2 protein-coding genes are annotated in these 14,377 nt (G+C 49.2%); both read right to left on the reverse strand.

All coding sequences use genetic code 11. The features are described from left to right. Nucleotides 1–8 precede the first annotated feature (8 nt). Nucleotides 9–3,425 carry a non-ribosomal peptide synthetase gene (locus CWB99_RS07640; RefSeq protein WP_138551815.1) on the reverse strand — a complete coding sequence of 1,139 codons (3,417 nt, stop codon included), beginning with the start codon at nucleotides 3,423–3,425 and terminating at the stop codon, nucleotides 9–11. Then, nucleotides 3,422–14,374 carry a non-ribosomal peptide synthetase gene (locus tag CWB99_RS07645; protein WP_138551816.1) on the reverse strand — a complete coding sequence of 3,651 codons (10,953 nt, stop codon included), beginning with the start codon at nucleotides 14,372–14,374 and terminating at the stop codon, nucleotides 3,422–3,424. Before CWB99_RS07645 ends, CWB99_RS07640 begins: the two co-directional genes overlap by 4 nt. Between the last annotated feature and the right edge of the window lie 3 nt (nucleotides 14,375–14,377).

Genomic DNA, 14,377 nt, shown 5'->3' on the forward strand with positions numbered 1-14,377 from the left:
ACCAAAACCTATATATCGCCTTCCATTTCAAATTCTCCTGACTCTATTTCTTCTTTGGCTACAGAGTAGTTCTGTAGCAACTGGATTGTGTCAGATAACTCTGCCAGGCTTTTTGCGTCAATGATGTCTCTAAGTGTGACTGTGATACTGAATGCTTGCTTGAGCATAGAGAGCATTTTCATCATCAGAATTGAGTTGCCATTGAGTGCGTAGAAGTTGGCATTAATGCTGATGTCTTCTGGTTGGCACTCCAGTAACGCAGCCCAGATCCCCTGTAAATGCAGGTCCACATCTCCCCTCGGTGGTACATATGCAACAGGTGTAAAGGTAATCTCTAACTGTGCCAGCGCTTTTCTGTCAGTTTTACCATTTTGATTCACTGGCCAATCATCAAGCAGCAAAAACTGAGAGGGCACCATATAACTTGGTAACTGCTCAGACAGATACTCGCTCAGCTCAGCAGCAACATCGCCGTCACTGCTCTCAGCCGGATTAATCAAAGCCAACAAATACTCCATGCCATTCGCTGACTCTTTTTTAACCACCACAGCTTCACTGACCAGCACATGGCTTTCCAGACAGCTTTCAACTTCTCGAATTTCTAAACGGTTGCCTCTGATCTTAACTTGATCATCACAACGTCCCTGAAAGATGAGTTGCCCTTGTTCATTCAGTTTGACCAGATCACCGGTACGATAAAGCGGGCCATCGTGCAATGCAGGTATTGAAATGAACTTTTGTTGTGTCTCTGCCGGGTTATTGAAATAGCCACTCGCCAACGAAGCGCCACCGATAAAGACTTCGCCCACACACCCTTGCGGTACAGGCATCAACTGCTGATTCAGTACATATACGGCTACATTGTCGAATGTTGTATCTAAGTAAATGCGGCTGGCGTCGGTGATTCTGGCGTACAGCATATACACCGCGCTTTCTGTGGGACCATAAGTATTAAATACAGGGTATTGCGTACACCATTTACGCATAACATTGGATGAAGGTGCCTCTCCCCCGACCGTCATCGCTTCAAAAGCATAGTGCCGCTGCGAGTCGATCAGGGACAATACACTGGGTGTCACATTGATATGGGTGATCCTCTGTCTCTCCAGGCACTCAGACAGTGCGACGGGATCAGACTTCACCGCCTCATCACACAGGTAGAGACTCGCACCATGGGCCAGCGCCCATGCCCAGTCTGCAACCGAAATATCAAAACTGACCGACGAGAAGCTAATCATTTTACTTGCTGTCGATACAGAAAAGATCTGCTTTTGGTTTTCTGCCAGATTCAGTAACGCACCGTGAGACACCGAGACCCCTTTCGGTTTACCCGTCGTCCCGGATGTAAAAATAAGATATGCAATCTCTTGCGGGCCGATGCTCTGACGTCTTTGTGTGAGTATTAAGGGCTTATTAACAACCTCAGATGAGCCTGAGAGCGTCGAGATGATCTGCTCACTGTCCAGGATACGCATGGCTGAAGAGACTCCTTCACAGCACTGCATCCGCTCAGCGCTCATGATCATCGCACTTGGCTGTGCGCTCGCTATCACGCTTGAGATACGCTCATCAGGATATCCTGTATCAATTGGCACATACGCCAGCCCGGCTTTGAGCACAGCACAAACCCAAATCATAAAGTCAGTACTTCGCGGCAAGCAAATGCCAACACGCTCACCGACAGACAGTCCTTGCTCAATCAGTAATATGGCGAGCTGATCCGATTGATGACTCAGTTGCGCATAACTCACTGTGCCGCGATTATCTGCCAACGCATCCGCATCCGGTGTCTCATGCGCCCATTGATCAATCCGGTCGATGATCAAACTGGTGTGATCGCGCTCAACGTGCTGACCAATAAACCGTGTGTATGCACGTTGTTGAGCTTGGCAGACATTGACCACCTGCTTCAACGGCTGATGTGGCTCAGCCATCAATTGACGCAATAAAAAGTCGAAATTTTCCTTCATTGCCGCAACGGTCTCGGGCCTGAATAACCGTTGATCATATTCCCAGCTACACATCATCTGCGCTCCGACTTCGCCAAATTGCAACATCAGGTCAAATTTTGCTGCATTTGTATCTGGGGTTTGCAGCTCAACAGCAATATCATGTTGTTGCGCTGAGATATTTTCTACTTTCTCTTGTAAAACAAAAGAGTGTTGGAAAAGAGGGTGAGCATCTTGCACTCTGGGAATAGCCAGCTGCTCCACCAATAAGTCAAACGGCATCGACTGGTGAGACAATATCTCAGCAACATCGCACTTTGCCTGCGACAGCGATGCCAGGAAACTCTGCTCATAGTCAATCTGGTTGCGAACCACTAAGGTATTAGAAAAATACCCTACCACTTCTTCCAGCTCTTTATGAATACGGTTAGCAACAGGAAAACCCACTGCGACATCGTGTGTACCGGCATACAGAGATAACACCAGACTATAGACGAACTCAAGGGTCACAAACATGCTCACCCCGTGATCCGCACAAAACTGGCGTAGCGCATCATAACTGGCCTGATCCATAGGCTGTTCTATGATGCCGGCAGGAAGTGCCATCGATGCCTTGCGTGGAAGGTCTGTTGAGATCGCTAAATACCCACTGCTACCCGCCAGATAGTTTTGCCAAAACTGCATGGCAGGAGAATCCGCACCATATTCATGCATGCGCTCGTGCTGCCAATAGGTGTAATCTTTATAATGCAACCCAGCCACCTCTGGCGACTGCTTACCTGCGCCGACAAAATTCGCGTAATGTGCCAATATTTCCTTGGTAATTAACCCAATACTCCAGGCATCAGCGGCAATGTGATGTACCAAAAACGCCAATGTGAAGGTTTGCTCAGACTCCTTTATCAAAGTTGCCCGAATACTGATGTCCCGGGCCAGGTCAAACTTAAAAGCAAACGCCTGCTGCAACAGCTCACTACGCTGCGCGGCCACATCTGCACGCTGAGTCGATAAATCATGATAAATAAACGGCACCTCTACCTGAGGTAAGATAACCTGGCGAGTCTGGTCACCGCGCACCTGATACAGCGTGCGCAATATTTCATGACGCTCGACCGTTAACTGAATCGCCCGCTTGAGAGCATTTTCATCCAACGCGCCAACCAATCTCATTTGAGACGGAATATTGTAAACCGTACCACTTTGTTCTGCCTGTTCAATAAACCACAACCTCAGTTGATTAGAACTCAGTGGGTAATCATCCTGTAGCGGAGCCGGTTTAATGGTGTTGTCCACCTCAGTTCTGGTCTCAGCTTGTGTTGCCAGCCAGGCCATTAACTCTGCTTTATGTGCTTTTAAATTAGCAACCAACTCCGGTGTCAGTGCCCCCGCAGGGGCTTTAACATCCAATCGCTCATCAATCACGGACAGCTTCACATTTGCCGCAACACACATTTCAATAACGTCACCTAAACTCATAGTGATAAATGCTCCATATCTTGAGTATCTTCGGCTTCTTCAGAAAGTTGCTGGAACTGTTCTGTGCGCTTTTTCGCCTCTATTGCCTTGCCAGCAATACTGCGAATATCGACCGCATTGAAGATCTCAGCAATACCTATATTGCATCCTTCGCTGCTACGAATGTGATTCACCAATCGCACGATCATTAGCGAGTCAGCACCGATATTGAGCAAGTTTTGTGTGACACTGATAGACGTTACTTCAAGCAAAGACTGACAATAGGCCTGAATGCGCGTTTCCATATCATTCATTGGTGCAACATAAGCGTCATTGAATTGCGCCATATTCACATCAGGCAGCGCAGCCCTGTTTAGCTTCCCGTTGGCAGTCAACGGTATCGCATCCAGATATACAAATGCTTTTGGCACCATGTAGTGCGGCAACACATTCATCAGCATCACTTCCAGGTCATACCATTGTGGTACGACCGGTGCCGCTGAAAATACCGACGCGGCTTCATTCTCAGGCTCAATGAACCCACCAATCAGGGTATGGATCACCTGACCTTCCTGGCTATCTATTCCGGTTGCCTGTGCAAACAACGTATCTTTGATCAAACCGACCGGGCAGATCCCCAGCCCTACTGAGGGGAGATAGCACTGCAATGCCTGGCTGAGCTTACCAGCAGCCACATGGCTGTCTAATCCAGCTTGCTGCGCAACGATAAACAAGCTGAAGACAGCTGACGTCATGATCTTTAATTCCGCCCCCTGCACCAGCTCCTCTGTCACAGGCTGTTGCTCACTTAACCACATTAGCCTGTGGGTCGCTTGACAATACTCATAAAAGCCTGGTGCATATGGGTGTGCGCCATCAACTTCATTGTGCAAACGTACCACCAAACGTACACCACTGCGCTCAGGCTCAGGTAAATAACGACGACATACAGCCATCAGTATATCGATATCCGATCCCTGCGCTTTTGTTGCTGTAAATTTACGATAACTTTTTCGAGTCAATGCATTAAAAGTAAAAGGCACTTCTTCGTATGAGTCTGCCAAAGGAATGTCGAGTCTCGATGCCGCTGAGTGTACTTCTGAACAACTTGCCAGCTCTGACTGGCCGGTGGCCGTTGCTTTACGTAACGTCAGCTCGGATAAAATTTCCTGACCTACATCGAGTCTGGCGCCACCATGCCAGGGTAATGACACTGGCTGATCGGATAAACACAGGTCCAGTCCCTCAACGCAGTCGAGTAAACCAAGCATATAGCCTGTTTCCAGTTCGCAGAACGCACGACTTTGCTCTTTGTACAACAGCTCAACCTGCGCCAAATGAGAGACCAGTGCAATGTTAACCTCAATCTCAACGCCATCTTCAATGACAGACAGCTGCTGCAAAGTATGGGAAACCGGCTCATACACATAGTAACCAGACGGCCAGCCCAACGCGGCCCCCGCACCATTGACAATTCGCAGATAAAGCCGCACGGGATACAACGCACTGACTGATGGATACAAACCTTTTGTCGGCTCATCTTCCTGAATCTGCTGACGCTGATACAAAGCAAGTAAATTATGAATATCATCATCACACAGCACCGGGTGTGGCTGCTCAGACCCGGCGCTGGTTTGCAACGCCCGTAAGTCGATAGGCTTTAACATATCAACCTGAGGCAAGGCGCAGGTCTGAAGCACTTCAGAGTGAGTTGCCTGCGGCCCATTGTCTTTGATAATCGGCTTTTGCTGATAATTCGTCGGCTTGGCCACTAAATACGCAATCAGCTGATTGCGCCCTTCGTTATGCTTAGTCGTAACAACCGCGTTGTCGATTGAGCTATGGCGTAACAAGTGATGTTCGATTTCCTCCAGCTCAATACGATGCCCCTGCACCTTGACCTGCTGATCCAGGCGTCCCAGAAACTCAATATTGCCATCATCTAACAGACGCCCTCTGTCCCCGGTTTTATAAAGGCGCACACCGGTAGTCGGGTGGGTAATAAAACTACTGCGGGTTTTCTCTTCATCGCGCCAATACTCACGCGCCAACCCAATCCCGGCAATATATAAATCCCCCTCAACCCACAGAGGCACTTGATTTAATTGAGAATCAAATACAAAGAACTGCTGATTACTCAATGCTTTACCGTAAGGAATACTGCGTGACTGAATATCCACATCTGCAATCGCATAAGCTATTGACCAAATGGATGCTTCTGTCGCCCCACCTAAACTATGCTGCTTACACTGCGGGAAGTGCTGGTGCACTTTCGCTGGTAAATTAGTAGCAATCCAGTCTCCGCTCATCATCAACAAGCGCAGACTCTGGTTGAGGTAGTCAGGTTCAACAAAGTCTACCAACATTTGCATGAGCGCTGGGACGCTATTCCATACGCTGACCTGATGCTCATTAAGATAACGCAACCAGGCTGATGGCTCTCTGGCCTCTTCTGGCTTGGGCAGTATCAAAGTGGCACCTAGCCCCAGTGCGCCAAAAATGTCATACACCGATAAATCAAAATTCAGATTAGACAAGCCAAGGAAGACGTCATCTGAACAGACTTGATAGCGCTCGTTGATGTCTAAAATGGTGTTCACCGCACCACGGTGCTCGATGGCAACCCCTTTCGGGTTGCCGGTCGAACCTGACGTAAAAATCACATAGGCCAGATCAGATTCCAGCGTCGCTGTGGGTTTCAATGCAGGTAACTGCGGCGTGACCTCTGGTACAGTCACCTCAAGCCAGTCCACACTGTCATTGACACGCGATACAGCAACCTGACTGCATAACGCCACAGACGCCTCACCCTGTTCCAGGAGCTGCGAGATCCTGGATTCAGGCAGGCTGGCATCAATGGGTAAATAAGCCGCGCCCGCGCGCAGAATGGCCAATACGGCAACCACTTGTTGCCAAGATTTTTCCATAACCACGGCAACCAGAGAATTTGCAGTCACGCCTCGCGCCTGAAGTTGCAGCGCATAATGATGACTCAAATAGTCTATCTGCTGATAGGTAAAGGATTGCTCACCACTGATCACTGCAATTTTTTCAGAAAATTGTGCCGCACTTGACTCAAAACCCTGATGAAGCAAAGGAAATGCTCTATCAACATAAGTGTCATTGACACGCTCGATGAGCTGTTTTTGTGCTTCTGGTAGCTGCAATAATGCACGCTTCTCCCAGCTTGCCTGGTCCGCCAGTGATGTCAGGGCCTGTTCAAATGACGTAAACATGTCATCCAGCATCGTTTCATCGAATAGCCCAACCACACTATCCCACTCAACCACCAATGCACCGCGCTCTTCGTACACCTTACAATCCAGCCATACCTGAGAGGTCTGAGTGACACCAAATACGTCGTCATAGTCAGACTGTTTGAGCGTGTCCAAACCGTCAAACTGGTCAAGGCCCAATGTACTGGTCAACACCACCGGGTAACGTAACTCTTCATCTCGTTGTGCATTCAATGCACGCTGAAAGGCAACACCGGAGAAGCTTCGATGGCTGAGATCTGACCACAGCTGCGACTGCAAACGCTCTGCACGTGCGCAAAAATGTGCATCAGCGTGTCGGTAATCTGCTTCCAGTAAGGTCAAGGTGGTAAAGTCTCCCACCAGCTGATTGACCTCAGGGTGAACCGGTTGACGATTAAAGAGCGTCATATTCAAAGCGAAGTGTTCGCTCCCACTCCAGGTGTGCAATGCGTCTGTCAGTACCCCCATCACAACGCCCGTCGGCGTCAGGCCATGGTTGGAGCCCTGTGCTTTTACAGCTTGCCAATGCTCACCGCTCAGTCGACACGCGCGACGCTCAAAACGTGGGGCGCTGATTGTTTTGGGGTCCACCAGAGTCGGCAATGCAGGCCCTTTCGGGAATTGTGCCACGCGCTGTAGCCAATAATCCTGTGCCATCTGGTAATCATACCCAGACTGACCTGATTCTAGCGCGACCACATAGTCTCTAAAGCTCAATGACAGTGGTTGTAGCGACTGTTCAAGCAGCAACTGCGCAAACTCAGAAATGAGTATCATGGCACTGGAAGCATCCACAACCAGTGCATCAATACTGAAATGCAACAAGCCATCACCATTGCTCAATTCAGTCATTCTGAGATCAAACAGCGGCCATTGTGTACCAGAAAAATGGTTATGTGACATGTCATCACGCACTTGCTGCAGGTGCTGTCCTGACTGGTTTGCAAGTGTATAACGAATCACGTCATAGCCAGGTACAGACGGTAAGATGCGCTGCTGGCCTTCTTCAGTGAGGACCATACGCAACATATCATGACGCTGGATCAGGGTATTCCAAACGGCACTGATACGATCAACATAGTCTTTATGGATCGGGATCTCCGTATAACTATGCGTACCGACATTGCTCAGTTCAATTCCACCTTGCCTGCCCAGCCAGTAAGCCTGTTGCACATCCGTCAAAGCAAAAGGTTCAAATCGCTGTTCAAAATCAGGGCTGATCGTATCCTGACGCTCAGCAGTCAGTGCTTCCTGCTCTGTGAATAACGACAAACTGCGAACCGTGTCATATTCCAGCAGGTTTCGAATAGAAATCGCTTTACCCAGTTGCTGCTGCATTTCGCCTACAACCCGGATCGCCGATAAAGAGTCACCACCGAGCGTGAAAAAGTCGGTTTCCACACAGACTGACTGATGCCCTAATACCTGCTTCCAGATCGCGGCGACCTTGGCCTCCATTGGTGTCTCAGATGCCACTGTACGACCATGACTGACAGTCAGCCTGGCCAGCTTCTTCTCATCTATTTTGCCATTGATGTTAAGAGGTATGTCTTTCAGATACTGGAAATGAGCCGGGATCATATAGTTCGGGAGTCGCGCTTTTAGCAGCTCTCTGAGTTCAGGCACATCCATAGGCGCGCCATTCCAGCTGATATAAGCAATCAGTTGCTTAGTCGCATCACCTTCGCCAATACACATCACCGCAGCATCTTTCACCGCCGTAATATCGGCGATAATGGCCTGAATCTCGCCAAGCTCTATCCGGTAACCACGGATTTTAACCTGTTTATCTCTGCGGCCCAGATACACAAGTCTATGCTGTTCGTCGTATAACGCCATGTCGCCGGTACGATAGAAGCGTTTGCCCGAATGAGCGGGCAACTGAATAAAGCGCTCGTCAGTCAGCTCGGGACGATTTAAATAACCACTCGTGACCCCGCCGCCGCCAACCAGCATTTCACCGGGTACCCCCTGTAACGTGGGGCACATATTTTCATCGACCAGTAGGATGTCATAACCTGGAAGTGGTTTACCTATAATGCTTTGCTGCTTTTCGTCCGCATTTTCATGGCTGATTTTATACTCAGACACAAATACCGTGGTTTCTGTAATACCGTAAATATTTAGCAACTCACATGCCGTGCCATAGCGCTCCGACCAACCACCAACCCGATTCAGGTTGAGCTTGTCTCCCGACAGGATAACCAGCCTCAGTGGCAGCAAACTGGTGTGCTGAGAGTCTTCATCAATCAACGAATAGAAAGCACTGGGCGTTTGATTTAAAACCGTAATGTGGTTGTTCCGCAGGTACTCCCTGAACTCCTGCGGCGAGCGCCTGACCTGATTGTCAGGGATGTATAGTGTCGCGCCAAACAGCAATGCACCCCAGATTTCCCAAACAGAAAAGTCAAATGCATACGAGTGGAACAGCACCCAATTGTCGTCAGCACTAAACTGCACACTGGCTTGCGTGCTGTCAAAGAGATGATTCAGCGGACGATGGTTGACCAATACCCCTTTTGGCTTGCCCGTCGAGCCCGACGTATAGATCACATAAGCCAGTTGATCAGGCTCAATGGTAGGCAGCTGATCGGTCTTCAACGCCTGTTCCGACAACTCATCAAACAGCCCATCGCTGATTTCAATGACTTTATCTCCAGAGAGCTCACGACAACGTACACTGGCCTGTGGTGTGGTCAGCACCGCCGCGAGCTGCGCGTCTTCGACAATCAACTCGGTACGCTCTGGCGGGTTAGCCATATCGATAGGCACATACGCCGCACCACATTTAAGCACCGCAAGAATGGCAACGATCGTCGCCACACCGGGAGGCATAAATAGTCCGACCTTATCTCCCACTTGCACCTGACGTTGTTGCAGATAAGCCGCCAAATGATCAGAACGCGTATCCAGCTGTGCATAGGACAACGCTTCTCCCTCTTCGGCAATCGCGATTTTGTCAGCATGGGCTTTAGCGGCAGCAGCAAATCGTGTCAGCACGGTTTGTTCGCTGCGTGCGACCATACTTTCAGCAGCCACCGGTACACTTGTCTGTGCAACCAGCTTAGTAAAGTCGACCTGACTTTGCAGATCAGCGATCATGGCAGTGAAGATTTCAATATAACATCGTACAATCCGGGCCTGGAACGGCGCAGGGAAAATCTCACTATCAATAAACAGAGACAGTTCAAACTGGTCTGTATTCAGATTCTTTGAAAATTCAGAGGTAAGTTTGTAGTTAGTCTGTAACTGACCATCAAACGCCACGACATCCAGTTTATCTGATACCTGTTTATAGACATGGAAGCGGGTAAAGTTGAATAACGATGCTGAAAAGTCGAGTCCGGTGTCTTCATGAACCGCAGCTATCGGATAATGACGATGTGACAAGCCTGCCACTGACTGCGACTCCACCGCTTCGACAACCTCAGCCCAGCGCTTACCAGATAAATCAACTCTGAACGGTTGAGCATTGAGGAACAAACCTAAAGTTTCGATACCGCCGTGACGCTCAGGGCGACCATTACATACATTACCCGTCAGAGTATCACGACGCCCGGAGAGCATAGAGATCAAACACGTGTGTGCACTCAGGAGCACACTTTTTTCCTGACACTTGAGCTGTTTCGCGACCCGCTCAATGCCTTCACTTATTTCAGCCGAAATGGGTACGACGACCCGTTCAATTTTGGCGCTCGGCTCTGAACTCCACCAGGGCAGTTGAACGCCTTGCAATAGCTCGCCCCAGTAAGCGCGGGACTGCGCCGAGTCTTGCGCCGCCAACTCTTCCGCCACATAGTAACGGTTCAGCAACGGAGTTTGTCCGGGTGTATAGTCTTTGTTCTCCAGCGCATGCCAGTAACGGTCAAACAGCTCGGTATCAAAACTTGCCACACTCCAGCCATCCAGCAACGCATGATGAACGCATAAGTAGTAGCTAATTTCCTGTTCTGACAGAACATGAATCACCACTTTCCAAGGTGACTTGCCTGGATTAAATTCACTCACCGCTTCGTGCGCTTTCCACTGTGCAATATGGTGATCAATCTCATCACGCGCGATATCTGTCAGATCGAAGACCTCGATATTGATCTCTGCCGTTTTATGCACCAACTGCAATTCGTGGTCTGCACTGACATAGAAATGCGTTCTGAGTGCTTCATGTCGGGTCACCATCTCTGTCAATGACTGGCGGAATAATGTGTCGTCCCAAACCACTCTCAATCGGGTACCAATAATATCGTGGTACAAACCCAGCTGTTGATCTTTCTGCGCATGAAACAGCATACCCTGCTGTAGCGTTGTCATTGGGTAAGCGTCTTCAAGTAACGGAAAATAACCCAACCGGATCAGCTCTTCTTTTTGATGACTCTGCAACAACTCAAACGGGGCAATGGTTTTTTCCGGCTCAGGCGCGACATCACTGGCAACACGTACATTCTCAGCGAGGGTCCGAATAGTAGGGTAAGCGATGATCGATTTGGCATCGAGTATAATCCCCTGCTCGGCCGCAGCAGCTGCAACCCGAATTGCCAGTATGGAATCTCCTCCAAGCTGGAAAAAGTTATCCTCTACGCCAATGTGGTCAACTGTCAGAACCTCCTTCCACAGTACAACAAGCTGTTTTTCAAGCTCTGAAGTCGGTTCAACTAAGTCTTCTGAAAGGTCAGCAGGCACTAGCATAGACTGCAGTTTTTTATAGTCTAATTTACCGTTTGCACTGAGCGGGAATGCCGGCACCTCAACAAACTGGTTGGGTATCGCGTAGTGCGGGATCATGCCTTTGAGCTGCTCACTCATGTGCTGATAACTCAGTGCGTCAGACGCTTCTTTATTTGCAACGTAAAAACACGCCAACGTCTTTTTGTCATCGTTGCGGGCCACCTGACAAACCGCAGCCTGTTGGATCCCGGTTAGCTGACAGATCGCATTTTCAATCTCTGCCAGTTCAAACCGAATACCATTGAGTTTCACTTGTCGGTCGTTACGCCCCAAGTACTCCAGCTCGCCATGTGCATTCCATCTAACCAAATCACCCGTTTTATAAACCCGCCGTTGCTCACCATTAAGCGCAATAGTCACAAACTGTGCCGCAGTGAGTTCAGGGCGATTAATGTACCCTCTGGCTAACCCAACCCCTTCAATATGCAGCTCGCCGGGACACCCCAACGGTAGCAACTGACCATACTGATCCAGAACATGAAGCGTGATATTCTGGATCGGCCCGCCTATGCTGATCACTTCCAGAGCAGTGTCAGTTTGGCAAAATGAAACATCAATTGCCGCTTCGGTTGGACCATAAAGGTTATGTAAAGCCACACCGCTAACCTGCTGATAAAACGCGTCAACATGTACCTTACTCAGCGCCTCGCCACTACACATTACGTGGCGAAGCTGCGGGCATTGCTCAAATCCGTTGATATTCAACATCAGTTGTAACATGGAAGGCACAAAGTGTACGATTGTTGCCCCTGAGTCTTGTAGCACGCCTTGTAACTGTGCAGGCTCAGCGTGAACATGCGCCGGAGCCACATACAAACGAGCACCACAGATAAGCGGTAAAAAGAACTCCCAGACTGAAACATCAAAGGTATATGGCGTTTTTTGCAACACCACATCCTGCGACGACAGCGCATAGGCATTTGCCATCCATTCGATTCGGTTGACGGCGGCACGGTGCTCAACCATAACCCCTTTGGGCTTACCGGTTGAACCGGATGTAAACAGAACATAAGCCAGATCCGTTGCCGCTGCCTGATCCAGACTCGTGTCAGGACATTCAGCCTCATCCTGTTGCAATGCACTTAGCGTCAGCACCTTGCAGGGCGTATTCAATGTGCCCATATCTGCGCTCAGCACCAGCTCACAGTCTGCTTCATTCAATACATCATTGATGCGCTGTTCAGGCCACTGTGGCTCCAACGGCAAATAGGCACCACCAGCACGCTGTACAGCAATAATCGCCAATACCATGTCGATTGAACGCTCAAAGTGCAGCGCGACGGGCTGATTAGCGCCAACGCCAGCGAGCTTCAATGCCCCAGCTATCTGGCCCGTTTGCATAATCAGCTCGCTGTAGGTGAGCCGCTGAGTCGCATCTTCCAGAGCAACCGCATCCGGCGTACGTGCCGCTTGCTGACAAATCAGCTGTGTCAGCGTGCTGTGTGCGCTAAACTCTGCCTCAGTATTGTTCCATTGCGCGAGTTGTGCGTGCTCATGGGGTAATGTCAGGGCGAATTGTGCAATCTGTTGTTGCGGGTTAAGTACGATTTGCTCCAGTAATGCAACAAACCGCTCATGCATTCGCGCAATCACAGATTCCGGGAAAAGATCCGTTGCATATTCCCAGTAGAGTTCAAGTCCCGAGGTTAACTGCATCACATTGAGTGACAAATCGAACTTAGTCGCTCTGGCCTGCAAATCAACACGCTCAACACGCGTGCCATCTGCAAGCTTTAACGTATCCTGCTGTGGCATCTGCATGGTAAACTCAACCTGAAACAACGGGCTATGACTCAGATCCCGTTTCACGTCTAGTTCATCCAGCAACGCACTGAATGGAAACCCACTGTGCCGGCTACCCGCAACAAAAGCGGCTTGCTGGCGTTGGGCAAACTCGACAAAGCTTTCTTCAGTACGAAAACGATTTCGTAATACCTGAGTATTGGCGAAAAAACCAATGACATCGTCAAATTCAGGAAGCGGACGATTAAGCACCGGTGTGCCCATCAAAATGTCATTTTCGCCAGACAAACGATGCAATAGCACTGCAAATGCAGATTGCAGTAAATTGAACTGAGTAATACCCGTACTTTTCTGCACCAACTTTAACGCTGAACTGACATGTTCAGGGACAACTTTAGTTATGCCATTGCCACGAAATGACTGTGTCTGAGGGCGCATTTTGGTTAACGGCAAGTCCAGGCATGCAGGGGCATCGGCCAAATAGGACTGCCAGTAAGCCGCGTCTTGCGCCATCTGAGTTTCACTATACTCTAACTGCCAATAAGTATAGTCACGGTAATCGTACTGAGACTGCACTGGTACGGCTTCGCCGACACAAAGCTGCTCATAATGTGCAAAGATTTGCTCAGATAACAACGCCATTGACTGACCATCAACCGCAATATGGTGCATCACCAGCAATAACACGTGTGTTTGTGCATCTAGCTCAAACAACACCGCTCTGAGCATTGGTGGCGAAGTCAGATCAAAAGGTACTGCCACCTCTGCGGCAACCAGTGCATGCAACTGCGCGTCATTGTCGACCTTGCGATGTGCCAGAGCAACCTCCTGACACGCCGTCACCTGTGTGATAACCCGATCATCAAAGTTATAAGCGGTACGCAGGATCGGGTGGTTTTGCACCACCGAAGTCATTGCCGACGCCAGGTGTTGTTTGTTCAATTCACCGTGCAACTTGACGGCTGTCTGCAGGTGGTACTGAGACAGCTGATTGTTTTCCAGCTGAGCTAAAGTCCAGAGCTGCTGTTGCGCAAAGCTTGCGTCACAGAAATCAGCCGGCGCTTTCACCAACTGATTCTCTTTTGCCGTATTTTCAGTTAAGTATGCAACAATGGCATCCTTGTGCTGTCGTATTTCCTGTGCAATCTCAGGTGTAATTGCCTCTTTTTGCGCGCGTGATTTAAGTTTCCCTTCTTCAACAAAGAAAAAGATCCCCTGTTCATTCAGTTTTTTTAATAATTTTTCCATGAT

Origin of the sequence: Pseudoalteromonas rubra (assembly GCF_005887095.1) — a bacterium.
Lineage (GTDB): Bacteria > Pseudomonadota > Gammaproteobacteria > Enterobacterales > Alteromonadaceae > Pseudoalteromonas > Pseudoalteromonas rubra_E.

Bases quoted from the DNA above. Each gene is read 5' to 3' on its own strand.
- CWB99_RS07640 (WP_138551815.1), bottom strand. From the start codon at position 3,425: ATGAGTTTAGGTGACGTTATTGAAATGTGTGTTGCGGCAAATGTGAAG.
- CWB99_RS07645 (WP_138551816.1), bottom strand. From the start codon at position 14,374: ATGGAAAAATTATTAAAAAAACTGAATGAACAGGGGATCTTTTTCTTT.